This is a genomic window from Vibrio wakamikoensis, from assembly GCF_050337275.1.
Classification (GTDB): Bacteria; Pseudomonadota; Gammaproteobacteria; order Enterobacterales; family Vibrionaceae; genus Vibrio; species Vibrio chaetopteri.
In genome coordinates, this window is sequence record NZ_JAKJST010000015.1 from 38,843 (window position 1) to 63,100 (window position 24,258).

21 protein-coding genes and 2 tRNA genes are annotated in these 24,258 nt (G+C 46.6%); 4 read left to right on the forward strand and 19 right to left on the reverse strand.

What is annotated here, in order from left to right; translation table 11 throughout:
* Positions 1–14 precede the first annotated feature (14 nt).
* From nusA to rlmE, 9 genes are all read right to left on the reverse strand, one after another.
* Positions 15–1,502: a transcription termination factor NusA gene (nusA, locus tag L4C42_RS06170; protein ID WP_353496982.1), complete on the reverse strand. Its 1,488-nt coding sequence runs from the start codon at positions 1,500–1,502 to the stop codon at positions 15–17.
* Positions 1,503–1,535: 33 nt separating this feature from the next.
* Positions 1,536–1,991: a ribosome maturation factor RimP gene (gene rimP, locus L4C42_RS06175; protein WP_353496983.1), complete on the reverse strand. Its 456-nt coding sequence runs from the start codon at positions 1,989–1,991 to the stop codon at positions 1,536–1,538.
* Between the two features lie 236 nt (positions 1,992–2,227).
* Positions 2,228–2,304 (reverse strand) — tRNA-Met (locus L4C42_RS06180).
* A 55-nt stretch (positions 2,305–2,359) separates the two neighbouring features.
* Positions 2,360–2,443: transfer RNA gene (locus tag L4C42_RS06185), tRNA-Leu, on the reverse strand.
* A gap of 34 nt (positions 2,444–2,477) precedes the next feature.
* On the reverse strand, positions 2,478–2,813 hold the full coding sequence (gene secG, locus L4C42_RS06190) for a preprotein translocase subunit SecG (RefSeq protein ID WP_353496984.1): 336 nt from the start codon (positions 2,811–2,813) through the stop codon (positions 2,478–2,480).
* A 279-nt stretch (positions 2,814–3,092) separates the two neighbouring features.
* Positions 3,093–4,430: a phosphoglucosamine mutase gene (glmM, locus tag L4C42_RS06195; RefSeq protein WP_353496985.1), complete on the reverse strand. Its 1,338-nt coding sequence runs from the start codon at positions 4,428–4,430 to the stop codon at positions 3,093–3,095.
* Between the two features lie 19 nt (positions 4,431–4,449).
* Positions 4,450–5,280, reverse strand: coding sequence for a dihydropteroate synthase (gene folP / locus L4C42_RS06200; protein WP_429759815.1), 831 nt, complete (start codon positions 5,278–5,280; stop codon positions 4,450–4,452).
* 55 nt (positions 5,281–5,335) lie between these two features.
* The gene (gene ftsH, locus L4C42_RS06205) at positions 5,336–7,309 is read right to left on the reverse strand and encodes an ATP-dependent zinc metalloprotease FtsH (RefSeq protein WP_353496987.1); all 1,974 of its coding nucleotides are present in this window, start codon (positions 7,307–7,309) and stop codon (positions 5,336–5,338) included.
* A gap of 106 nt (positions 7,310–7,415) precedes the next feature.
* Complete coding sequence (gene rlmE / locus L4C42_RS06210; protein ID WP_353496988.1) at positions 7,416–8,045, reverse strand: 23S rRNA (uridine(2552)-2'-O)-methyltransferase RlmE; 630 nt, start codon at positions 8,043–8,045, stop codon at positions 7,416–7,418.
* A gap of 112 nt (positions 8,046–8,157) precedes the next feature.
* Between rlmE and yhbY the strand changes: the two genes are divergently transcribed.
* Positions 8,158–8,454 (forward strand): ribosome assembly RNA-binding protein YhbY, encoded by a 297-nt coding sequence (gene yhbY, locus L4C42_RS06215; protein ID WP_042473875.1) that lies wholly within the window; start codon positions 8,158–8,160, stop codon positions 8,452–8,454.
* A 182-nt stretch (positions 8,455–8,636) separates the two neighbouring features.
* On the opposite strand, the gene greA is transcribed toward yhbY, so the two are convergent.
* Complete coding sequence (gene greA, locus L4C42_RS06220; RefSeq protein WP_353496990.1) at positions 8,637–9,110, reverse strand: transcription elongation factor GreA; 474 nt, start codon at positions 9,108–9,110, stop codon at positions 8,637–8,639.
* A gap of 422 nt (positions 9,111–9,532) precedes the next feature.
* Here greA and dacB point away from each other — a divergent pair, with 422 nt between their 5' ends.
* Entirely contained in the window at positions 9,533–10,972 is a 1,440-nt protein-coding gene (gene dacB / locus L4C42_RS06225) for a serine-type D-Ala-D-Ala carboxypeptidase (protein WP_429759818.1), read from the forward strand.
* Between the two features lie 44 nt (positions 10,973–11,016).
* Here dacB and L4C42_RS06230 read toward each other — a convergent pair whose 3' ends face one another.
* On the reverse strand, positions 11,017–11,865 hold the full coding sequence (locus L4C42_RS06230) for a magnesium transporter (protein WP_429759820.1): 849 nt from the start codon (positions 11,863–11,865) through the stop codon (positions 11,017–11,019).
* A 441-nt stretch (positions 11,866–12,306) separates the two neighbouring features.
* Between L4C42_RS06230 and L4C42_RS06235 the strand changes: the two genes are divergently transcribed.
* On the forward strand, positions 12,307–14,196 hold the full coding sequence (locus tag L4C42_RS06235) for a BNR-4 repeat-containing protein (protein ID WP_429759822.1): 1,890 nt from the start codon (positions 12,307–12,309) through the stop codon (positions 14,194–14,196).
* Between the two features lie 80 nt (positions 14,197–14,276).
* Here L4C42_RS06235 and ispH read toward each other — a convergent pair whose 3' ends face one another.
* From ispH to murJ, 6 genes are all read right to left on the reverse strand, one after another.
* Positions 14,277–15,233: a 4-hydroxy-3-methylbut-2-enyl diphosphate reductase gene (gene ispH, locus L4C42_RS06240; RefSeq protein WP_081935933.1), complete on the reverse strand. Its 957-nt coding sequence runs from the start codon at positions 15,231–15,233 to the stop codon at positions 14,277–14,279.
* Between the two features lie 47 nt (positions 15,234–15,280).
* The gene (gene fkpB, locus L4C42_RS06245) at positions 15,281–15,712 is read right to left on the reverse strand and encodes an FKBP-type peptidyl-prolyl cis-trans isomerase (RefSeq protein WP_353496994.1); all 432 of its coding nucleotides are present in this window, start codon (positions 15,710–15,712) and stop codon (positions 15,281–15,283) included.
* A 131-nt stretch (positions 15,713–15,843) separates the two neighbouring features.
* Positions 15,844–16,347, reverse strand: coding sequence for a signal peptidase II (gene lspA / locus L4C42_RS06250; protein WP_042473570.1), 504 nt, complete (start codon positions 16,345–16,347; stop codon positions 15,844–15,846).
* Positions 16,348–16,477: 130 nt separating this feature from the next.
* Positions 16,478–19,324: an isoleucine--tRNA ligase gene (ileS, locus tag L4C42_RS06255; RefSeq protein WP_353496995.1), complete on the reverse strand. Its 2,847-nt coding sequence runs from the start codon at positions 19,322–19,324 to the stop codon at positions 16,478–16,480.
* A 62-nt stretch (positions 19,325–19,386) separates the two neighbouring features.
* Positions 19,387–20,322, reverse strand: a complete 936-nt coding sequence (gene ribF, locus L4C42_RS06260; RefSeq protein WP_353496996.1) for a bifunctional riboflavin kinase/FAD synthetase — start codon at positions 20,320–20,322, stop codon at positions 19,387–19,389.
* A 69-nt stretch (positions 20,323–20,391) separates the two neighbouring features.
* Positions 20,392–21,954 carry a murein biosynthesis integral membrane protein MurJ gene (gene murJ, locus L4C42_RS06265; RefSeq protein ID WP_353496997.1) on the reverse strand — a complete coding sequence of 521 codons (1,563 nt, stop codon included), beginning with the start codon at positions 21,952–21,954 and terminating at the stop codon, positions 20,392–20,394.
* Positions 21,955–22,213: 259 nt separating this feature from the next.
* Between murJ and rpsT the strand changes: the two genes are divergently transcribed.
* Positions 22,214–22,474 (forward strand): 30S ribosomal protein S20, encoded by a 261-nt coding sequence (gene rpsT, locus L4C42_RS06270; RefSeq protein ID WP_042473565.1) that lies wholly within the window; start codon positions 22,214–22,216, stop codon positions 22,472–22,474.
* A gap of 127 nt (positions 22,475–22,601) precedes the next feature.
* Here rpsT and L4C42_RS06275 read toward each other — a convergent pair whose 3' ends face one another.
* Both L4C42_RS06275 and nhaR read right to left on the reverse strand, forming a co-directional pair.
* The gene (locus L4C42_RS06275; protein WP_042496542.1) at positions 22,602–22,901 is read right to left on the reverse strand and encodes an ArsR/SmtB family transcription factor; all 300 of its coding nucleotides are present in this window, start codon (positions 22,899–22,901) and stop codon (positions 22,602–22,604) included.
* Between the two features lie 169 nt (positions 22,902–23,070).
* Positions 23,071–23,964 carry a transcriptional activator NhaR gene (gene nhaR, locus L4C42_RS06280; protein ID WP_112459583.1) on the reverse strand — a complete coding sequence of 298 codons (894 nt, stop codon included), beginning with the start codon at positions 23,962–23,964 and terminating at the stop codon, positions 23,071–23,073.
* Positions 23,965–24,258 lie beyond the last annotated feature (294 nt).

Below are 24,258 nucleotides of genomic sequence, written 5' to 3' on the forward strand. Positions count from 1 at the left end.
CTCCTTGCTGATTATTATTCTTCGTCGCCGAACCAACAGATGTTACGTGCAGCCATGATTAGCTCGCCTGCGCGTTCTTCTGTTAGCCCTTCAATGCCCTCTAGCTCATCGACACCTTGATCTGCAAGGTCTTCAAGAGTAGCTACACCTTTTGCAGCCAGTTTGAATGCCATTTCACGCTCTAGACCTTCTAGTGCTAGTAGGTCATCTGCTGGCTCAACACCTTCGAATGACTCTTCTTGAGCAAGAGCAAGTGTTGTTAGGGCATCTTTTGCACGGCTACGAAGCTCTTCTACAAGCTCTTCGTTTAAGCCGTCGACTTCTAGAAGTTCATTAACTGGCACGTATGCCACTTCTTCTAGCGTAGAGAAGCCTTCCTCAACAAGCATTTCCGCAAAGTCTTGCTCGATGTCTAGGTGCTTCATAAAGTTTTCGATAGAAGCTGATGCTTCTTCTTGGTGTTTCTTCTGAAGGTCTGCAACCGTCATAACGTTTAGTTCCCAACCCGTTAGTTGAGAGGCTAGACGTACGTTTTGACCGCTACGACCGATAGCTTGCGCTAGGTTGTCAGCTTCAACTGCGATGTCCATTGCGTGTGCATCTTCATCAACGATGATAGAAGCAACGTCTGCTGGCGCCATTGCGTTGATAACGAACTGAGCTGGGTTATCGTCCCAAAGAACGATATCGATACGCTCGCCGCCAAGCTCACCAGAAACCGCTTGTACACGTGCACCACGCATACCCACACACGCACCCACAGGGTCGATACGCTTGTCGTTGGTTTTCACGGCGATCTTCGCGCGAGAACCTGGATCACGTGCCGCGCCTTTCAGCTCGATAAGCTCTTCAGCAATCTCTGGCACTTCCACACGGAATAGCTCAGCTAGCATTTCTGGCTTAGAACGAGTAATGAATAGCTGGAAGCCGCGAGCTTCTGGAGCCACTTTGTATAGAAGACCACGTACACGGTCACCTGGACGGAAGTTTTCACGAGGAAGCTGGTCATCACGTAGGATAACGGCTTCTGCGTTGTTACCAAGGTCTAGGATGATAGTGTCACGGTTAACTTTCTTAACCACACCGGTCACTAGATCGCCTTCGTTGTCGATGAACTGTTCAACGATTTGCGCGCGCTCAGCTTCACGTACTTTTTGTACGATAACTTGCTTAGCCGTTTGCGTGGTGATGCGGTCAAACGTTACTGACTCGATCTGTTCTTCAACGAAGTCACCAATTTGAACAGACTCGTCGTCGTACTGTGCCGCTTCAATAGAAATTTCTTTCGTTGGGAATTCAACTTCTTCTACTGCCATCCAGCGACGGAAGGTTTCGAATTCACCTGTTTTGCGGTCAATGGCAACACGTACATCGATTTCGATTTCGTGTTTTTTCTTAGAAGAGGTTGCTAGTGCAATCTCTAGCGCTTCAAAAATACGCTCACGAGGAACAGCTTTCTCGTTAGAAACTGCTTCTACTACCGCTAAAATTTCTTTACTCATTTATCTAGCCTCTAAGCTTTTATTATTAGGGACCTAAAATTTAGGGATAAGGTTAGCTTTGGAAATGTTGCTTAGCGCCATTTCTTCTTCGGTACCATCGGCAAGGATGGTCACTGTCTCGCCATCAATAGATTGGATTACACCTTTCCACTTACGACGGTTGCCGACAGCCATTTTCAACACGATGCTGACCTCGTGACCAATAAACTGTTGGTAATGTGCTGCTTTGAAAAGTGGTCTTTCTAGGCCTGGTGAAGACACCTCTAGGTTATAAGCCACCGTAATTGGGTCTTCGACGTCCATTACTGCACTTACCTGATGACTTACTTCTGCGCAAGCATCAACAGTAATACCATTTTCATGGTCGATATAGATTCGAAGGGTAGAATGCTCACCAGCACGGATGAACTCTAAACCAACAAGCTCGTAGCCAATTGCCTCTACAGGCGCTTCGAGCAATTCTGTAAGTTGTCTTTCTAAACCAGTCATTTAACCACTCCAGAAACAAAAAAAGGGCATATAGCCCAATTTAAATTCCAAGCACTTGTATTTGCTGCCTTTTAAAAAGCGCAAATAACAAAAAACCCCGAAAGTCGGGGTTTTTTGTTGCTGGACCCTGATCATCGAGAAAAAGTAACACCCTAAAAACATAGCTGGTGTTTTCTCGATGTGCAGTGATTTTTTCACACTGCTAAACTTGCAATCCATCAACACTTGGAAAGTATTGGTTGCGGGGGCCGGATTTGAACCGACGACCTTCGGGTTATGAGCCCGACGAGCTACCAAGCTGCTCCACCCCGCGTCCGACTTGCTGAGCATTATACGCTCACCAAACTGTATTACAAGTTTATAAATAATGGTGCCGAGAGAGGGACTCGAACCCTCACACCAAAGGCACTAGCACCTCATGCTAGCGTGTCTACCAATTTCACCATCTCGGCATCTAAGTTTCTTGATTCGTTAGAACCAATCGACTTATTGAGGGATCTCGTCGCTGTTTTCAGCTGGAACATCACTCGCTGTATCAGCTGCTTGCTCAATTACTTGACCTTGAGTAGGGTCAACCCATTGAGACTCACCTTTGTGAGTGTACATGTTGCCAAGTACTAAGCTGATAACAAAAAATACGATTGCAAAAACTGCAGTCATTCGGGTTAGGAAATTTCCTGAGCCACTAGCACCAAACACTGTGTTTGAAGCGCCAGCACCGAATGAGGCTCCCATATCTGCGCCTTTACCTTGTTGAATCAACACTAGGCCAATAACACCGAGCGCAGCCAACAGGTAAATCACAAGTAGAACTTGAATCATGTGTCCACCTATGTTCCTAATTGTTGAGCCAGCGCCGCTTTCCTTGCAGAACGCATTGAAAACCTGGCTATGACCTCCTAAGCGAAGGCGGTGGCAATACTAGCGAATGCCGCACTGACTGACAAGAGAAAAATGACAAAAATCTTCCGCCGAGCAACTGACCGCTCAAAAAAAGGGCAAAAGAACAATTACCAATAAGAATAAGCGAGTAATCATATAAAAAATAAGCAAGAACCAAAAGAACTAATTTGGTTCTTGCTCATACTAAATTGTCGAGACTTAGCAGTTTTCTTTTACGATATCAGCAATGTATTGTGCTGATTTATTCACTAGCGCATCATCTTCGCCTTCAACCATGACTCGCAACAAGGGCTCAGTGCCCGATTTGCGAAGCAGCACACGACCTTTATCGCCAAGATCGGCTTCTGCTTTTGCAACCGCCTGCTTCACAGCGTCTGCTTCTAGCGGATTCGCATCGCCACTGAAACGAACATTGATCAGCACTTGTGGGTATAAGGTCATACCGCTGGCAAGCTCATTAAGTGACATCTTCGCGCCAACCACTGATGCCAGTACCTGCAGCGCAGCGACAATGGCATCACCCGTCGTCACTTTGTCCAGTAGGATAACGTGGCCTGAGTTTTCTGCGCCAATACGCCAGTCACGCTCAAGCAACTGCTCCATTACGTAGCGGTCACCAACGGCGGCACGTACAAATGGAATACCAAGCTGCTTAAGGCCATTTTCCATACCGAGGTTGGTCATTAGAGTACCAACAACGCCACCTTTTAGCTCGCCACAGCGAAGCGCGTCACGAGCAATAATGTAAGCGATTTGGTCGCCATCCACTTTGTTACCCAAGTGGTCAACCATAATGATGCGGTCGCCGTCGCCATCAAAAGCAAGACCAAGAGCTGCATTCTCTTCAACTACTTTTGCTTGTAGCGCACGCACATCTGTCGCACCTACTTCCGCGTTGATGTTGGTACCGTCTGGGTCAACCCCTATTGCGATAACGTCTGCACCTAGCTCTTTAAATACCGAAGGCGCGATTTTGTAGGTTGCGCCATGCGCACAATCGATAACAATTTTTAGACCCGCAAGGCTTAGGTTGTGTGGGAAAGTACTCTTACAAAACTCGATATAGCGACCAGCAGCATCGTTAAGACGGCTCGCTTTACCAAGCTCAGAAGATTCAACACACTCGATGTCTTTATCCAGCTCTTCTTCAATTGCAAGCTCAATAGCGTCAGGCAGTTTCGTGCCTTCCGATGAGAAGAACTTAATGCCGTTGTCGTAGTAGGGGTTGTGAGATGCAGAAATCACGATACCCGCTTCCGCACGGAACGTCTGGGTAAGATATGCTACTGCCGGCGTTGGCAGCGGTCCGGTGAAGATCGCTTTAAGCCCAGCTGCCGATAAACCCGCTTCGAGTGCCGATTCCAGCATGTAGCCTGAGATACGCGTATCTTTACCAATGATCACTTTCTTAGTGCCTTGCTTTGCAAGCACTCGACCAGCAGCCCAACCTAGCTTAAGTACAAAATCCGGTGTGATTGGGTACTGGCCCACTTTACCTCGAACACCATCGGTACCAAAATAACGTCGTTGTGACATTCTATTTCCTTATTCGTTTTTATAGATTTGATTGCATCATCTGGACGATCTTCACCGCCTCGACTGTTTCAGCCGCGTCATGAACACGGATGATTTGCGCCCCTTTCGCAGCAGCAAGAGTAGCGCAAGCTAAGCTCCCTGCTAAACAGTCCGCAGGTACTTTATCAAGCAGCTTAAAAATCATTGATTTACGCGACATACCGGCAAGCACTGGCAGTCCAAACTGATGAAATTTGTCCAAATGCGCTAGCAGATGATAATTGTGTTCCAGTGTTTTGCCAAATCCGAAGCCGGGATCCAAGATTAATTGTTCGCGCGTAATACCTACCGCTTCACAGGCTGCGATACGCTCCTGTAAGAATTGCGCCACGTCTGTCAGAAGATCTTCATAGGTAGGGTTGGCTTGCATCGTGCGCGGCTGCCCCTGCATGTGCATAAGACAGATCGGCACACCCGCGGCTGCGGCGACCTCCAGAGCGCCGGGCTCTTGCAGGGCACGGACGTCGTTGATGATATCTGCACCGGCCTCTACGGCTTGGCGCATGACTTCTGCCTTACTGGTGTCGACGGAAATCCAAACACCAAATCGCTCACGTATTGACCTAATCACGGGGATAACTCGTGCCAACTCTTCTTGCAGCTCAACATCAGGAGCCCCTGGGCGCGTTGATTCACCACCGATATCAACAATCGTCACACCTGAAGCGATCATCGCTACAACCTGCTCAAGCGCAGCATCCACTGAATTGAATTTGCCACCGTCAGAAAAAGAGTCAGGGGTGACATTGACGATACCCATCACTTGTGGTGTATCGAGAGAGAGAGTTTTCTGGTTTGCTTGTAAAATCATAACTGCTTTAAACGACAAAAGCCCCGAGCTAGGCTCGGGGCTTAATCAGTAGTGGTTATTCTGAGTCTTTCTTAGTTGGCTCAGAAGACACATTTTCAGCCTTAGTTTCTGAGTCCGCGGCTGGCGCTGCTGGCTCTTCTACTTTCGGTTCTTCAGCTTTAGGCTCAGGCTTCGCCTCTGCCTTTTCTTGCTGGGCTGCGGCTTGGTCAGCCCAACCTGCTGGCTCACGAATATCTGTTTTACGCTCCATCAGGTCATCAATTTGACCTGCATCGATGGTCTCGTATTTCACGAGAGCATCTTTCATAGCATGCATAATATCCATGTTGTCTTCTAAGATCTTTCTAGCGCGATCGTAGTTACGGTCAATCAAGAGACGTACTTCTTCGTCAATCAGCTTAGCCGTTTCACCCGATACGTGTTTCGTTTGAGTAACGCTACGACCTAGGAATACTTCACCTTCATCTTCTGCGTACAACAAAGGACCCAGTTTTTCAGAGAAGCCCCATTGTGTCACCATCTTACGAGCGATGTCTGTCGCACGTTCGATATCATTTGATGCGCCTGTCGATACTTTGTCTTTACCGTAGATAAGTTCTTCAGCTAGACGGCCACCATATAGACTTGAGATCATTGACTCTAGGTGCTGGCGAGACATGCTTACACGGTCTTGCTCTGGTAAGTACATAGTTACACCCAGCGCACGACCACGTGGAATGATAGATACCTTATACACAGGATCGTGCTCAGGAACCAAGCGACCAACGATAGCGTGACCCGCTTCGTGGTATGCCGTTGACTCTTTCGTTTCTTCAGACAGAACCATAGAACGGCGCTCTGCACCCATCATGATCTTGTCTTTCGCAAGCTCAAACTCAACCATAGATACGTTGCGTTTGTTACCGCGAGCCGCAAATAGTGCTGCTTCGTTAACTAAGTTAGCAAGGTCTGCACCAGAGAAGCCTGGTGTACCACGTGCGATCAATGATGGCTCTACGTCTGACGCTAGAGGTACTTTACGCATGTGTACTTTCAAGATTTGCTCACGGCCACGTACATCAGGTAGACCAACCACGACTTGACGGTCAAAACGACCAGGACGAAGTAGAGCTGGGTCAAGTACGTCAGGACGGTTGGTTGCTGCAATAACGATGATACCTTCGTTACCTTCGAAACCATCCATCTCAACCAGCATTTGGTTTAGGGTTTGCTCACGCTCATCGTGACCACCACCAACACCAGCGCCACGCTGACGGCCTACCGCATCGATTTCATCGATGAAGATGATACAAGGTGCTGCTTTTTTCGCTTGTTCGAACATGTCGCGCACACGAGATGCACCCACACCCACGAACATTTCTACGAAGTCAGAACCTGAGATAGTAAAGAACGGAACCTTCGCTTCACCAGCAATGGCTTTAGCAAGGAGCGTTTTACCTGTACCAGGAGGACCAACCATTAGAACACCCGTTGGGATCTTACCGCCCAGTTTCTGGAATCGGCTTGGATCACGTAGATAGTCTACTAGCTCTTTAACGTCCTCTTTTGCTTCGTCACAACCTGCAACGTCAGCAAACGTGGTCTTAATCTGTTCTTCGCTCATCATGCGAGCTTTACTCTTACCAAACGACATGGCGCCTTTGCCACCGCCGCCTTGCATCTGGCGCATAAAGAAGATCCAGACACCGATAAGAAGAATCATTGGGAACCACGAGATGAAGATAGTGCCTAGCAGGCTCTGCTCTTCTGGTGGAGTACCCGAAACTTTTACGTTTTGGTTAATTAGGTCATCAAGAAGTTTTTGATCATAAACCGGCATGTAAGTCACAAAGCGACTGCCACCACCACGGCGAGTAAAGGTTATCTCGCTGTCTTTGAATTGAGCTTCCTGAATCTGGCCATTGCCAACTTCCTGTACGAACGTGGTGTAATCTACCGCTCGACCGTTACTTTCCCCCGGTCCGAAGCTTTGGAATACCGACATCAACACAACGGCGATGACTAACCACAAAATTAAATTCTTTGCCATGTCACTCAAGGTGTCAGCCTCTCGATAACTAATTGTAATTAAAGGTAGGGTACTACAGTTTTTAGGCTGTAGCTACATTGTTAATTTTGTCTTTGTAAACTAATGTTCAGCCTTTGAAGCCATTAGCTACAATAAACACCTCACGAGAGCGAGCTCTAGATGAGTCCGGCTTGCGAATCTTCACCACTTTGAAGGCTTCACGCACCTGTTTTACGTAATCATCAAACCCTTCGCCTTGGAACACTTTCACTACGAAACTGCCGCCAGGGGCTAAAGTTTGATGACACATATCTAATGCTAGTTCAACAAGATACATAGCTCTAGGTTGATCAACAGATAAGTTTCCAGCCATGTTAGGAGCCATATCTGACATTACTACGTCGACCATATCCGGTTGGATTCTTTCTAGTAGTGCATCAAGCACCGCTTCTTCACGAAAATCGCCCTGAAGGAAGCTCACACCAGAGATAGGATCCATCGGCAGCAAGTCACAAGCAATCACTTGTCCCTCGTCGCCAACGACTTTAGCAGCGTACTGAGACCACCCACCAGGAGCAGCACCAAGGTCAACCACAGTCATCCCAGGTTTCAGTAGCTTATCCTTGTTTTGAATCTCTTCAATCTTAAAGATAGCACGTGAACGATAGCCTTTTCTTCTGGCCTCATTGGCATATTTATCATCAAAATGCTCTTTTAGCCAACGACCCGAACTGGCCGAATGTTTTTGCTTACTCATTCAATTTCCAACTCAATAAGGGCATGCCCTTAGAATAAAGTATAGTCTTCGTCATTAGATGGCGTTAAAATACGACTTTTCAACCCTAATAGTAAATAAATTTGGCCGCGTTATGAACCTAAGCACCAAACAAAAGCAGCACCTAAAAGGCCTAGCACACGCACTTAAACCCGTTGTGCTTATGGGCGCAAATGGACTAACAGAGGCTGTACTAGCGGAAATCGAAATCGCTCTTGACCACCACGAACTGATTAAAGTGAAAGTGGCGTCAGAAGACCGTGAAACTAAACTGCTGATTATCGACGCGATTGTGCGCGAGACAAAAGCAGAAAAAGTTCAGGTTATCGGTAAGACTCTTGTTCTTTACCGTCAGTCAGAGCAAAAAAAAATCGAACTGCCACGCAAGTAATTAGCCCAGCAGTTGGTTTTATAGAAACAATTTGTTTCAAAGTGGGAAAGGTCGCTTAGGCGGCCTTTTCATTTTTCTGACAAGGTGTGTTTGCCAAACGAGGACAACACCACCAACATGCAGGCACAAAAAAAGCCGCCAATTTGGCGACTTTCTCACAACCTTTCAGTCAACAACGCAGCTTAAACGTAAGCTACTTTGTCGATTTCGAAGTCTTTTTGACCGCCTGGGGTCACGATAGTTACTTCGTCACCTTCCATTTTACCGATAAGGCCACGAGCGATTGGTGAGCTAACTGAAATACGGCCGGCTTTGATGTTCGCTTCGTCATCACCCACGATTTGGTAAGTTTGCTCAGCATCCGTATCGATATCAATCAAAGTAACGGTAGAACCAAAGATGATCTTGCCTGTGTTGTCTAGCTTAGTCACGTCAATCACTTGCGCGACAGATAGCTTGTACTCGATATCACGAATTTGCGCTTCACAGATGCCCTGCTCTTCACGAGCCGCGTGGTACTCTGCGTTTTCTTTTAGGTCACCAAGTTCACGAGCTTCTGCAATTGCTTCAGAAATCTGTGGACGAAGTTTAAGTAGACGATCTAGCTCTTCACGTAGCTGCTGTTCGCCACGTACAGTCATTGGAACCTTTTCCATTATAACAACCTCTTTTCCAAAGCACCCTTTGGACAATAAAATCCTACTCAAGCAAGCCTGAGTACAATTTGAAAAATAAACTGGATTAAGCCTAGTGTAATCAATCCGTGGATACAAATCACTGTGATTCGGATTCTGAGCCAATAAGGAAACACTTATTGCTGGCACTGGCTGTGGTGCTCTTTCTGATAACAATCAGAGTTATTCTTTTAGAGCAACGCAACAATATAGCCTAGTTGGCTTTGATTTCGCAAGGTAAACCACGCTGACGACAGTATGAAAGTGTGAGCAAACTTGCGTCCGTTTCGCTGCACTGTACGAAGACTATTCGAAGCGACTTTTTGCGAAAATTTAACGCTTTATCTCGACTTAATAGGTTGTTAGCCTACATTAAAAATTAAGCCCATCCTGATGAATTCGCTATGACAGCCAAACTCCCGCTCACCTGTTTACTTATTTTCTCCACTGCGACGTTTGCAGGCGGTGTCGATGCAACCAAACACCTCCCTTACGGAAGCCGCAGTGCACAGCTCATCGCGCCACTCTCAGCTCCGCAACAAGCGCTAATTGAGAACAATACTGAGCAGTTTTTTCCCCCTGCCAGCACACTAAAAGTCGTTACAGCGCTGGCAGCCAAGCTAGCGCTACCTGATAGCTTTCGATTTGAGACCACACTCTATACCTCAGGCAATGACCTCATTATCAAATACTCGGGTGACCCAACATTTAGCCGTGCTTCACTCACCACAATGCTAAAACAGGCCAAATCAGAGGTGGGAGCTCGATTTAATAATGTTTGGTTGGATGACAGCGTGTTTACGGGTTACCAGCGCGGTGTTGGCTGGCCTTGGGATATTCTTGGCGTTTGCTATAGCGCACCAGCCTCTGCGATTACGCTTGATGGCAACTGTGTTCAAGGCGCGTTATACACTAATAAGAATGGTACGACACGCATCAATGTGCCTTCACATCAACCTATTAGTGCGTCGACCTCCGCTAAGAGCGTCTCTAAGGACTACCAAGAGCAGAGTTATTGCGATCTGCAGCTTGAAGTAAGCCCTAACAATCAATACTCGCTTAGTGGCTGCGCTGTTGAGCGAAAGTCGCCAATACCACTCAAGTTTGCCGTTTCGTCACCTGAGCAATTTACCGTCGATGTCATCAAATCAGAGCTTTCGCGCATCGGCGTGAGTCTATCCGGTGAAGTCAAAGTGGGTACGCCAAACATCAAGGGACAAAAGCCGCTGTTTATTCAGCGCTCACGGCCTCTCAATGACTTGCTCGCTGTGATGTTACAAGACTCCAATAACCTGTATGCCGATAACATCACTAAAACCCTTGGAATGCGCTATTTTAACCAGCCAGGCTCCTTTATTAATGGCACTGAAGCGATAAAAGCCATTATTAAGCAAAAGGCTGGTATCAACCTTGATCTGGCAGTGCTGGAAGATGGCTCTGGACTATCACGTAATAACCGCGTCACCGCGAGTCAAATGCACGAGGTACTCAGCTACATCCACAACAACGACAGCACACTCAAGCTAGCTCGACTCATGCCTGTTTCTGGCAACAATGGCACGTTAAAGTATCGTTCAAGTATGCGAAAGGCACCGATTAAAGGCGCATTAGTGGCAAAAAGCGGCTCTCTATTTGGCACCTATAACATGATGGGATTTGGTCTTGGCAGTAAAGGGGAGCGTGAAAGTTTGTTTGTCCAATTTGTCACTGACTACCATCCAAAGAAAGCGACCAACAGCAAACCCGTGGAGTCACCGTTAACACAGTTTGAGAAGGCCTATTATCGCCAAGTAGTTGATTACAGTTATTCATTGGAGCGCTCAAACAATAAAGCGCAGCCGTAGCTGCGCTTTATTATCGTAATATCGACTTAGTAGGTTGTGGTCAATTAAGATAAACCTAGGAAATGATTGACCACAGTAAAGTAAATCCACATACCTGAGATATCGACAATCGATGCCAATACTGGACTCACCAGTACTGCAGGATCGAGTTTAAACACACGAGCGATGATAGGCAGAACGCCGCCTAACGTTGTCGATACCGTGACCTGAATAAACAGCGCCACCGCTATCGCTATCGCGATAAGGTTGATATCAAAGCCGCCAGCAGAATTCACATCACCAAAGACGAGAATACGCCCAACCATCACCAGAGCTACTGCGGCAGCCAGACATACCGCGACACGGCTCTCCTTCCAGAGCACCTCTAACCACTGCCTCTTTCGAAGCTCACCGGTTGCCAGTGCGCGTATCACAAGAGTTGCGGCCTGGGTACCGGTATTACCACCAGCGGCGGCAATCACTGGCATGTAAACGGCCAATAGTACTAATTGGCTCAAGGTATCTTCGTACTGTGCAATGATAAGCCCAGAAACGATGCCTAGCAGTGCTAGGGTAACAATCCATCCTATGCGCTGCTTGACGTGTTCGAGTACACCCGTCGTCAAGTAACCACCTGTGGTCTCCGCTTCTGAGTGGATCAACCCCAAATGGTGAGCGTAAAGTCTTGCGCGTTTATCGTGCCCTTGCAAATCAAGCTCTTCAATCAAGAACTGAACTTGTCCTAAGGCACAGTGTTGCAGCACACCTACCGCTTCATCGATCGGCATTACCGTAAGCAGGTTTAACTGCTGATCTGTTTCGTATTGCAGAAATGCTTTCGTTGCAGCACTGATCTCCTCTTCAGAGAAGCGAGGTGCTGTATTTTCAATATATGTATTGCTCATTACCGTCATGGCGAATCTCCCGATTAGCGTTGGTAACGACCATCAGAAAGTCGGCTCACTAATTGACAAAATAATGCCAAAAGCATGACCAGATGCTAAGTACGAAGACATAGTCTAGGCGCACCAAGGTCAGGCCATGTACACAGCCAAAACACGCATCAAAAGGCATACTCATTGAGTGACTCAATAGTAGTAAAGGAGAAAAATATCAGGATGTTATAGAAAGGAAACACACCTACCTCAACGGTAGGAACGAAGATCGCAATTACCGACGCGAGGCTATTTTTCTCCTTTCATACTAGGAGGATGGTCGGTATTGTTCATAGTTATCTCCGAAAAAACTACCCTACTGGTAGCGCGGCGTAGGATACCAAAATACGCCCATGAGTAAAGCCCATTTTCCCCTATGGAAATCATTTTTTACGTTTGTTCATATAAGTGTCATATCACATGTCTCGTTCTACTCTTTTAGCATCCTCTTTAATGCTATGCGCCGGTGTTTTGCTCTCTGGCTGTGATTCATCAAATAGCGCAGGAAATTCGCCTTCGCAGCCACCAAGTACCAATCGTTGTGATGTCGATTGGCAACAAAGTTTCACCGATCTCAACCGAGACTGGACTCGCTCCCAATACGATCACCATTGTGATGAAACAGCGCAACCTGCGCCGCAGTTCACGACAAGTTCGGACGCCTCATCCTCGGTTCACTACGCGAATATTTTTGATGGTGAGCGTGAGCGCTATGGTTACAATCCAAGATTCATCCCCGGTCGTCCCTATTTTGATGCCAATAACCTACCATGGATGATCGTCAACAACATGAATCAGTTCAACGTCGGCGACGGTCAGCCTGGCTATCATCAAGATCCGGTGACTCTAGAGAAAACCAATAAGCCGCTACACGCACTGACTTACGATGACCGTGTCTATTCATCTCTATATAGCGACGCCAATCCATGTACCGACTGTGACTCATACTTAGTGAGATTGACACCAAACGGTGAATGGATCAGCACATCGCTAAGAGCTATGGAGCAAGAGTTTGGGTTTAGGCAAAACGCCGATGGGCTAGATGGCTATCGCTACCGTTATATTGAACAGGTGTATTTTCAAGACAATGGTGATGTCTTTTTCAAACTCGACCATGGTGCTATCCGCTATCAGGCACAAACCCAAACTTGGCAGGGCTATAAAAAGAACTGGTTAGCACAAACTGAAATGGTGGGGAATGGTAGCCAGGCACCGCTATTCATCCGCACATCGAACAACAACAGCGAATACGCCATCTCTCGCTTAATCGACATTGGTAATGATGAACTCGATTGGCAAGAAGAGACGCTATCACTGCCAATTCACTTAGGCTTGTATCGAGGTAGCAAGCCCGTCATTTGGGAAGGCAATACCCTACATATCGCAGCCATTAGCTACGATGAGAGTGCACTGAATCGTCTTGATTACAACACGGGGCAATACTACGTCCGCTATCAACTTGGCACTGAGCAAGCAGACGTCCTGTTTATGGGCTGGAGCGGCTCAACCTCAGAGGCAACACCGGACGGTCACAACCAACCTATCCTTTTGCTCGACAGCCAAAAACGATTGCACTTTATTTCTGGTGCTCACAACCACCAGATCTGGCACCGCTACTCGTTAGAGCCAGTAACCAATAACGATTGGAACAATGGAAATAATTTATGGGGCAACGTAACAGCAAACGACAAATTTTCATACGGACGAGAAACGCCCGTTGGCCGCTATCCAGAAGAGACATCCAGCGATAACAACGTGAATTACGTCGGTCAGCCAATAGGGCGCTATACCTATGTACACGCAGTTATCCAAAGCGATGACAGCATTTTACTCGTTATGCGCAACACAGCGCCCGCTGCAAGTGCACCAAGCGGCTATCGACTTGAATGGATAGCCGGTACGCCACAAACAAATGGTCAATACCAGTGGCAAGACAAAGGTGTCATCGTGATGCCAAACTGGCAGCAGTATTCAAACTACACTCAAAAACTGCATCAGGATAAACGCGGGAATCTATACCTGTTGTATACCTATGAGATCCAAAACTTTAACGATGATACTTGGTTTAACCAGATGCTGCGTGTTTCAAAATCAAGTCAACAAGAGTGTGAGCTGCTGTCTGATGCCAAGGATTGCATTCATGTGGTTAGCGAGCACTATCGCCGCTGGCCTAACGAAATACTGGCCGGTAGTCCAAGTCGTTACAGTCAACAATTCCAGCACCACCCAGTATTGCTGGTCAGCTCCGATAAGGGTAATACCTGGCGCTTAGCTACCACAGAAGCACTGCTGTCCCAGCAAACCAAATAGCTAGAAACTCAATAATGAGTATCGATCAAAAACGCCGCGATTAAAACGCGGCGTTTTTATTCAATCGATTGGATTCAGGGTTAATCCACCACTTTAACTTGAAGCTCTCTTGGTACCTCAAAGAACATGTTTTCTTCTCGGCCTAACACTTCCTCAACATCATCAGCGCCCAGCGCTTTGATTCTATCTATGATTTGATTGACTAGCTCTTCTGGCGCGGATGCACCGGCTGTCACGCCAACCAAACCTTTTCCTTCAAACCACTCGGCTTCAATCAAATCAGGCGTGTCTGTCAGGTATGCCGGTGTGCCCAGCTTTTCCGCAAGCTCTTTAAGGCGCGTTGAATTCGAAGAGTTGGTTGAGCCGACGACAACCATAACATCCACGGCACCGGCCAGTTCACGAACCGCATCTTGGCGGTTTTGCGTTGCATAGCAGATATCGTCTTTACGAGGACCTTGGATCTCAGGGAACACTTCGCGAAGCTTATCAATCACATCAGCGGTTTCATCCACAGATAGCGTGGTTTGACTCACGTAATGAAGATTACTTGGATCTTTGACCTCAAGCGTTAGAACATCTTCTGGACGCTCAACAAGGTACATGCCACCAGTCTCACTTGAGTACTGACCCATTGTCCCTTCCACCTCTGGGTGACCCGCATGACCGATAAGTACCACTTCCATATTACGGCGACTCGCACGAGCCACTTCCATATGTACTTTGGTTACCAGCGGACAAGTGGCATCAAATACCGTCAGTTCACGCGCTTTCGCTTCTTTACGAACCGCTTGAGACACACCGTGAGCTGAAAAGATCACAATGTTGTCATCAGGCACTTCACTCAGTTCCTCAACAAAGATCGCACCACGCTGCTTAAGACCTTCAACCACAAAACGGTTATGTACCACTTCATGACGAACATAGATTGGCGGTTGATACATCTCAAGCGCGCGCTCAACAATACTGATCGCTCGGTCTACACCCGCACAAAAGCCACGTGGGTTAGCTAGTTTAATTTTCATTTCATTACTCATTGAGGAACCGCTATTACTTATCGTATTAATCTAGGTCTGTCTTGTCGTTATTCTACTTCGAGAATTTCAACTTCAAAGGTGACATCTTGCCCTGCCAACGGGTGATTAAAGTCTACCGTTACCGAATCACCCGCAATGTCTGTGATGATACCCGGGATCTCCATGCCATCAGGACCTGAGAAGGCCATTATTGTACCGACTTCAACTTCAGAGTCACCCACAAACTTTGCGCGATCCATATGGTGAACATTGTCAGGGTTTGGCATACCGAACGCATCCGCGGCCTTTAACTCAATCGCTTTGTTGTCACCGGATGACAAACCCACCAAGCACTTTTCGAAATTCTCACTTAAACTGCCGTCACCAATAATAAATTTCGCAGGCTTACCCATATTGTGGGTGCTATCTGCGACCGAGCCATCGCTCAGCTTGATGGTGAAATGTAGGGTGACAGCGCTATCTTTGGAAATGATGCTCACGTTACGGCTTCCTTGTGTTATTGAGTCTGTGTTGATTGATTACGCACAGTAGCTCTTTATCATTTAGCTTGTTATATAAAAAAGCGCCGTGCATATCAACGCACAGCGCTTAAGGTTATTCGTTATCTGCGCTACTTTTGCTCTTTATTGCGAAAGCTATCGATAATAATCATCGCCGCACCAATACAGATCGCCATGTCTGCTAGGTTGAAGGCGGGCCAATGATAGTTACCCCAGTAGAAATCCAAGTAGTCGACAACAAAGCCATGAACAACGCGATCAAAGACATTACCCACTGCGCCGCCAATGATCATCGCGTAAGCAATGTTGTTCCACTTCTCTTTTGCCGGAAGCTTGCTCATCCAATACGTTAGCATGCCAGTGACGACAAACGCGATACCGGTAAACAGCCAGCGCTGCCAGCCTGCTTGGTCACTCAAAAAGCTGAATGCGGCACCGTAATTATGGACATAAAGCAGATTGAAAAATGGCAAGATCTCAATTCGATTCGCCCAGCCGTAGCCCATGTTATCCATGACCACGAGTTTGATGCTGATATCAGCAATAAAAATCACTACCGCTAGCCATAGCCAGCGCACACCTGATTGTCGAAATGTGATTGCCGTTTCGCTCATCTGTTTCCTTTCTCGCTACCTTTGGTAGCAAACATTCAATGAATTATATATTCAATCAGTTAGCTGATAAAAACAACCCCAGTAAAAACTGGGGCTGTTAAATCTTTCAAAAGTTCCGGTTAGCTTACCATTAAGCGAACTTACGAACTTCGCCTTCACCGTCTACGTTCGATACGCAGCGACCACAAATCTTTTCGTGACCAGCAATCGTACCAACGTCCGGAGTGTGGTGCCAACAACGGTCACACTTCTCGTTTTCAGTAGCGGCTACTTCAACGAATAGGCCTTCTAGCTCTGTCGCTTTCGCTGTATCTGTCTTCTCAGACATTGGCTTAACCATTGCTGCAGACGTAATAAGAACAAAACGTAGCTCATCTTCTAGCTTGCCAAGCTTCGCAATTAGCGCATCATCAGCAAACAGTGTGATTTCAGCCTGTAGTGCACCACCAATGGTTTTCTCACTACGCGCCGCTTCTAGCTGCTTGTTCACTGCATCACGAACCGTTTGGATTTCAGCCCAGAACTCGTTGTTTAGCTCTTCGCCTTCAGCAAGACCGAATAGACCTTCGAACCATTCACCCGTGAAGACAAACTTATCACGGCTTTCTCCATTTGGAAGAGAAGCTGGCATTTCGTTCCAGATTTCGTCAGCAGTGAACGACATGATAGGTGCCATCCAACGAACAAGTGCTTCAACGATGTAGTAAAGCGCTGTCTGACAGCTGCGCTGTGCATGGCCGCCCAGTTTCGCTGTGTACTGACGGTCTTTGATAACGTCTAGATAGAATGAGCCCATTTCGATAGAGCAGAACTGCATTAGACGCTGAGTCACGCCGTGCGTGTTGTACTCTTCGTACGCTTTTACAATCTCTTCTTGAGCCGCTAGTGCACGACCTACCGCCCAACGATCCAATGCCACCATTTCTTCTGCTGGTACCAGGTCAGTTTCTGGGTTGAAACCGTTTAGGTTTGCCAGGAAGAAGCGAGCTGTGTTACGGATACGACGGTAAGCATCTGCAGAGCGCTTAAGGATTTCATCAGAAACCGCGACTTCACCTGTGTAGTCAGTCGATGCTACCCATAGACGCAGAATGTCTGCACCTAGCTTGTTAGTCACATCTTTTGGCGCAACAACGTTACCGATTGACTTAGACATCTTACGGCCGTGACCATCAACCACGAAGCCGTGCGTTAGCACTTGCTTGTATGGTGCTTCGTCTTTCATCGCGATAGATGAAATTAGCGAAGACTGGAACCAACCACGGTGTTGGTCAGAACCTTCTAGATAAAGGTCTGCACTGTTGCCATTGAACTCTTCACGAGAATCAACAACAGAGTAGTGGGTCACACCAGAATCGAACCAAACATCTAGTGTATCCAGAACTTTCTCGTACTGGCCAGCTTCGTCGCCCAGTAGGTCTGCAGTTTCTACATCCCACCAAGCTTGAATGCCTTTCTCTTCTACTAGCTGAGCCACTTTTTCAATCAGCTCTAGCGAGTTTGGATGAAGTTCTGCCGTCTCTTTGTGAACAAACAGAGCGATTGGCACACCCCAAGTACGTTGACGAGAGATACACCACTCAGGGCGACCTTCAATCATACCTTCGATACGGCTTTGACCCCACTCAGGCATCCACTCAACACCCTTGATTGACTCTAGTGCTTTAGCACGTAGTCCCGCTTGATCCATAGATACGAACCACTGAGGTGTTGCACGGAAGATGATTGGCGTCTTATGGCGCCAGCAGTGTGGGTAGCTGTGCTCGTAAGCGTGATGATGAAGTAGCGCACCTTTTTCTTTCAGTACTTCTACAACGGCATCGTTAGCTTTAAATACGTGCTGACCCGCGAATAGCTCAGTATCAGGCAAGTAAACGCCGTTTGAACCTACTGGGTTAGCGACTTCTAGATCGTATTTTTGACCGACCGCGAAGTCTTCTTGACCATGGCCAGGTGCTGTATGAACCACACCAGTACCTGATTCAGTCGTTACGTGATCGCCTAGGATCGCCGGAACGGTGAAGTCGTAGAATGGGTGGTTGAACTGAGAAAGCTCTAGATCGGCACCTTTCGCAAAACCAAGGTTGTGGAAGTGCTCGATACCAGCACGATCCATCACGTCTTTCGCTAGCTCAGAAGCCACGATAATACGCTCTGGGTTGTCGCCTTCAGTTTGGATAAGTACGTACTCAAGATCGTCACGTAGACATACCGCACGGTTAGCAGGTAGTGTCCACGGTGTTGTTGTCCAGATAACAATTGAGATATCGCCCTGGCCTTCATGACCTTCGCTTAGCTCAAATTTAGACAAAAGCGCAGCTTCGTCGGCCGCTTTAAAGCGTACGTCGATAGAAGGAGAAACTTTATCTTTGTACTCAACTTCTGCTTCAGCAAGTGCCGAGCCACAGTCTGTACACCAGTGAACTGGTTTAAAGCCTTTTAGTAGGTGGCCTTTGTCTGCGATCTTACCTAGTGCACGAATGATGTTTGCTTCAGTTGCAAAGTCCATCGTGCGGTAAGGCTTGTCCCACTCTCCAAGAATACCTAGACGCTTGAAGCTCTCTTTTTGACCTTCAACCTGGCCTGCCGCGTACTGGCGACACTTCTCACGGAATTCAGCCGCGGTCACTTTTTGGCCAGGCTTACCCACTTTCTTCTCTACCATCAGTTCGATAGGTAGACCGTGGCAATCCCAACCTGGAATATAGGGTGAATCAAAACCTGAAAGTGTTTTGGATTTAATAATAATGTCTTTAAGAATCTTGTTTAGAGCGTGACCAATGTGAATGTCACCATTCGCATATGGAGGACCATCGTGTAGAACGAAGGATTTTTTGCCTTTTTTAGCTTTACGGATCTCACCGTAAAGATCTTCTTTATACCAACGCTTAAGCATTTCTGGCTCACGATTGGCCAGGTTGCCGCGCATTGGAAACCCTGTTTCAGGTAGGTTCAGGGTATCTTTATACTCACTCATCGATTCTTAATTCCGTTGTATTGGGCGACAGTTAGACATTATGTTAGCGGTGGAATCTTCCGCTAACCCTTAAACTGACGTAGCCACACCCTTGCTACATCAGCATCCAATTCTATTTGCTGCTTAAGCAGCTCCAATGACTCGAATTTTTTCTCATCACGGATTTTGTGAAGCAGTGCCACTTCAATTTGTTGACCATAAAGGTTGCCCTCGTAGTCAAAAATATGCACTTCAAGATCGGGCGTTGTCCCCGCGACCGTTGGCTTTTTACCTACATTAGCAATGCCTGGTAGCGGCTTATCATCCACACCGAATACCTGCACAGCATAAACGCCACGCACCGGCACGACATAGCGCTTAAGTGAAATATTGGCGGTCGGAAATCCAAAACCACGCGCTAACTTTTGACCATGGGCAACACGCCCTGACAAAGTATAGTGACGCCCCAACATTTCTGCGCTTGCATCGAGCTCGTCATTGGCAAGAGCCTGACGAATGGCCGTTGAACTGACTCGAGTCTCTTCAACAAGAAAACTTGCCGTATTCACGACTTCAAAACCGAACTCATCGCCCGCTTTTTGAAGCATCTCGAAATTACCTTCGCGCCCTTTACCGAAGCGGAAGTCATCGCCGATGACAAGGAACTTAACACCCAATTTGTCCACCAACAAGTCTCGAATAAAAGACTCCGCAGTTAAGCTGGCAAATCGTTGATTAAAGTTCACGCACAACAGGCGATCCAGTTCCATTTTCTCAAGCAGTTCGTACTTATCACGTAATCGAGTCAAACGCGCTGGCGCTTTATCTTTCGCAAACAGCTCCATCGGTTGTGGTTCAAAAGTCATCACAACTGCAGGCAAACCAAGCAGAGATGCTCTCTGTTTTACCTGGCTCAGTACACGTTGATGCCCAAGGTGGACACCGTCAAAGTTGCCGATGGTTAAAACGCAGCCATGGTGCTGATTTTTAAGGTTATGTATGCCTCGAATGAGTTCCATGAAACGACCAAACCACCTGCTTGAGTAAATATTACGAGTGTGAAACCGACGGATTATAACCAATCATTGTTAATCTGTCGCTGCTTTTACGTCTTTCGGACGAATTCCCAAAATAAGCAGTGCCACCAAGTATGTCACCCCTCCAAGACCAATCAGTACCGTCAAGCTAACAATACGCTCAGATAAGCCCCAACTAAGCCACTGCTGCATGTCTTGTAGCTGCCACAGCAATACCGCCACCATAGCGGCTACAGCAATCACTAGACGAACGACAAAGCCAACGGTTTTCTTGGTAATGCGATAGACATTTTGACGATGAAGTCCACGATAGAGCAGCGCCATATTAATAAAGGCAGACAACGCTGTTGCCATTGCCAGACCAACATACCCATAGAAATAAGCAAAGATCGCATTGAAGACCATGTTGGTCGCCATAGCAACAATGCCATATTTCACTGGCGTCTTCGTATCTTGGCGCGAGTAATAACCTGGCGCGAGTACCTTAATCAACATAAAGTTAAGTAGACCGGATGCATAAGCTAATAAAGATAGAGACGCCTGATCAACATCATGAGGAGTAAATTCACCACGCATGAAGAGCACCATCAACATCGGCTTTGCGAGCACCATTAATCCCAACATCGCAGGTAAGCCGAGTAGGATAACCATGCGTACGCCCCAATCCATGGTGTGAGCAAAACCTTCACTTTGAGCGTCAACGTGCTTACGTGATAGCGCCGGCAAAATCACGGTAGCAATGGCAATACCAAACAAACCAAGCGGGAACTCTAAAAGACGGTCAGAGTAGTAAAGCCAACTGATTGAACCTGTGGCTAGGAAACTGGCAATAAAGGTATCGAACAGCAGGTTAATTTGGCTCACCGATACACCGAACAATGCAGGAATCATCAAGGTACGGATCTTAGTCACCCCAGGATCGCGCCAGCCCCACTTAGGCCTAACCAATACCCCCTCTTTAATAAGGAAGGGAATTTGGAACGCAAACTGGACAAAGCCACCTAAAAACACCCCAATTGCCAAGCCAATTTCCGGCTGTGCCAGGTTTGGTGAAAGGAACCACGCACAGGCAATGATCATCACATTGAGAAAGACGGGCGTAAAAGAAGACACCGCAAACTTGCCTAAGGTGTTAAGAATCGCCCCTGATAGCGCAACAAACGTAATAAACCAGAGATACGGGAAGGTGATTTTAAGCATCAAGCTGGCGAGTTCAAACTTCGGAGCCGCAGGGCCATCATTGAGCCAATCAAGAAACCAACCAAAACCAAATAAAGCGGTAACAACGCTCGAGCCAAGAATACCGAGTAGCGTCACAATAGTGACAATCACTCCCAACGTACCGGACGCTTTAGCGATTAAATCTCGAGTTTTATCTTTATCACCAGAGGCATGATATTCGGTAAGTACAGGAACAAATGCCTGAGAGAAAGCACCTTCTGCAAAAAGGCGTCTAAGAAAGTTGGGGATTTTATTGGCAAAGAAGAAGACATCAGCGCTCGCCCCTGCCCCCATTAGATTCGCCACCACCACATCACGAACCAGTCCCAATACTCGAGACACCAGCGTCATGGCACTGACAATCATGCCGGACTTAAGAAGGCGTTTACTCACGATAACCTCTGAATTACCTAGCCAATGCTTTGCTATTTATCGGTTTCAATAGCCTTTGTTATTGAAGAGAGGATTAGTATTAGCATTGGTCGAAAAATACTGTTAGAATCCCCGCCATCTTAACCGCGATAGCCCACAGATATCAAAAATTGTTTTGTATCGTCGGGTTTTTGCACAAATCATTTGACAATTGAGCGCAAATGAGGGATATTCCTCGCCCTTAAATTGTCACCGAACTAAGTTTTTGGGAGTTAGACCCTTGGCAAACAGTAAATCTGCTAAGAAGCGCGCTATCCAAGCTGAGAAACGTCGCCAGCACAACGCTAGCCGTCGTTCTATGATGCGCACTTACATGAAGAAAACAATCGCAGCTATCGAAGCTGGCGACAAAGAAGCAGCAACTTCAGCATTTGCAGAAGTTACTCCAATCCTTGACCGCATGGCGACTAAAGGCCTTATTCATAAGAATAAAGCTGCTCGTCACAAGGCTCGCTTCTCTGCTGCAATCAAAGCTCTATAATCTAGACTTTGTATTGTGTTAAAAAAACCGGCTAAGGCCGGTTTTTTTGTATCTGCATTTTCTATATTGACAGTTTTCTTTGTTAACAAGAAAACACTCGCTACGACAAAGTAGCGAACGTTATGGCTTACTCATCGCTGCAGTACATACCATGCAACGTTTCAATCAACTGGCGAACTTCGCTGCTGCTCAGGGTATAAAACACCGTTTGTGCTTCTTTACGCGTGGAGACCAATCCATCGCGGCGCAACCAAGCTAAATGCTGAGACAGTGCTGATTGACTCAATTCCAAACGCGCACACAACTCACCGACCGACAACTCTGTATTGTGTAGCATACACAGAATTTGCAGGCGTCTCTCATTAGCCATCGCTTTTAAGAGTACTACCGCTTGTGATGCGTTTTTCTCCATATCCTGCAAGTTCATAATCTACCTCTAGTTATTTGGTGATACCGTTGTCAATGTGCCAGTCTTTGCCACAGAAAATCATAACGCTGGCAATTTCCGACACATTTTACATGGTTAGCACGCGCATGCTAACGCTTTGTTTAATTAACTGTTGTTGACATGAATAAATTGATAACTAACTCTAAAGTTAAAACGCAAGTAGATCAGTAAAATCCGCTTCACAGACACTTTTTACCGCTGGATGTTGGATCATTCGTTCTGCGAAAATTACGTAATACTCTTCTTTAATGTCTTCAATATCTCCAATCAACTGCAAGTTACGCTTATCTTTTATTTCCGACATATAGATACTCGGCGCCAAGAAGATGACATCGTCTTTGTACATAGAGAAGGCTTTCATCAACGCAACATCGTCAAACTCACCCAAAATATTCGGCTGAATTCCCTGTTGGTCAAACCATTGGATAACTTTACGACCCATGGATGTACGACTACCAGGAATAAGCAGCCGAGTCTGTTCAAGTACTTCAGGAAAACGTACGTTCTCCAAATGCCCAGAAGTAAAGAAGCTCATGCGACTTTCGCCCAGCTTTTTACTGAACAACCCCGGGCTTTGGCTGGAATCCACTGGACAATCAGACAGAATCATATCCAGCTTATGCTGAGCCAGTTGCTCTAACAGCATTTCGTGCGTTGATTCAAAGCAGCGAAGGTGGATGTTGTTATCTTCAGGAATAGTCGTCATTAAGATCTTACTGACTAGACGTTTAGACAGCGCATCCGCGACACCAACATCAAACAGTAGGTTGGAGCGCTGGCTGTAATTAACGATATCCAGCATCTCGTAACTCAGCCCAAACATTCGATCTGCGTATTTATAGACCAGTTGTCCTAGCTCGGTTGGCTCAACACTGCGACCATTTCGCTTAGTCAATTTGCCATCCATACGCTCTTCTAGCGCTTTGATTTGTCCGGTAACCGTTTGTGGAGTCAAAAACAGCGCATCGGCTGCTTTGGTAACTGAACCTTGTTTGCACACCATCCAGAAGTAGTACAAATGGTTATAGTTGAGATGAGACATTCTAAATCGCCTAAATTGAGTGACTCTCTTTTATAGCAAAATCTCGCCACGGCAACAATGTTCGATATAACCGATGACAAAAACAACTTACCCTTCATTTTTACGAAATAAGCACTGTCACATTCGCCACACTACTGTCATATAAATGACAAAGTGGTCAATATAAATCGATTTAATTCATCAATCACGTCAGATTAATCTCTTTTTCTCAAAAAGGATCAACCCCTTAAATATCAAGAATTTAAATGCGTAAATGCAAATTTACAGAACAAAAATCAACCGATGATCGCACTT

Excerpts from the sequence above, each read along its gene's own strand:
- secG (WP_353496984.1), bottom strand. The coding sequence starts at position 2,813 with ATGATTCAAGTTCTACTTGTGATTTACCTGTTGGCTGCGCTCGGTGTT.
- ispH (WP_081935933.1), bottom strand. The coding sequence starts at position 15,233 with ATGAGTAATGAAATGAAAATTAAACTAGCTAACCCACGTGGCTTTTGT.
- L4C42_RS06230 (WP_429759820.1), bottom strand. The coding sequence starts at position 11,865 with ATGACGGTAATGAGCAATACATATATTGAAAATACAGCACCTCGCTTC.
- ileS (WP_353496995.1), bottom strand. The coding sequence starts at position 19,324 with ATGAGTGAGTATAAAGATACCCTGAACCTACCTGAAACAGGGTTTCCA.
- lspA (WP_042473570.1), bottom strand. The coding sequence starts at position 16,347 with ATGAGCGAAACGGCAATCACATTTCGACAATCAGGTGTGCGCTGGCTA.
- greA (WP_353496990.1), bottom strand. The coding sequence starts at position 9,110 with ATGGAAAAGGTTCCAATGACTGTACGTGGCGAACAGCAGCTACGTGAA.
- folP (WP_429759815.1), bottom strand. The coding sequence starts at position 5,280 with ATGATTTTACAAGCAAACCAGAAAACTCTCTCTCTCGATACACCACAA.
- rlmE (WP_353496988.1), bottom strand. The coding sequence starts at position 8,045 with ATGAGTAAGCAAAAACATTCGGCCAGTTCGGGTCGTTGGCTAAAAGAG.
- ftsH (WP_353496987.1), bottom strand. The coding sequence starts at position 7,309 with ATGGCAAAGAATTTAATTTTGTGGTTAGTCATCGCCGTTGTGTTGATG.
- nhaR (WP_112459583.1), bottom strand. The coding sequence starts at position 23,964 with ATGTCTCATCTCAACTATAACCATTTGTACTACTTCTGGATGGTGTGC.
- rimP (WP_353496983.1), bottom strand. The coding sequence starts at position 1,991 with ATGACTGGTTTAGAAAGACAACTTACAGAATTGCTCGAAGCGCCTGTA.
- glmM (WP_353496985.1), bottom strand. The coding sequence starts at position 4,430 with ATGTCACAACGACGTTATTTTGGTACCGATGGTGTTCGAGGTAAAGTG.
- dacB (WP_429759818.1), top strand. The coding sequence starts at position 9,533 with ATGACAGCCAAACTCCCGCTCACCTGTTTACTTATTTTCTCCACTGCG.
- ribF (WP_353496996.1), bottom strand. The coding sequence starts at position 20,322 with ATGGAACTCATTCGAGGCATACATAACCTTAAAAATCAGCACCATGGC.
- L4C42_RS06275 (WP_042496542.1), bottom strand. The coding sequence starts at position 22,901 with ATGAACTTGCAGGATATGGAGAAAAACGCATCACAAGCGGTAGTACTC.
- nusA (WP_353496982.1), bottom strand. The coding sequence starts at position 1,502 with ATGAGTAAAGAAATTTTAGCGGTAGTAGAAGCAGTTTCTAACGAGAAA.
- L4C42_RS06235 (WP_429759822.1), top strand. The coding sequence starts at position 12,307 with ATGTCTCGTTCTACTCTTTTAGCATCCTCTTTAATGCTATGCGCCGGT.
- yhbY (WP_042473875.1), top strand. The coding sequence starts at position 8,158 with ATGAACCTAAGCACCAAACAAAAGCAGCACCTAAAAGGCCTAGCACAC.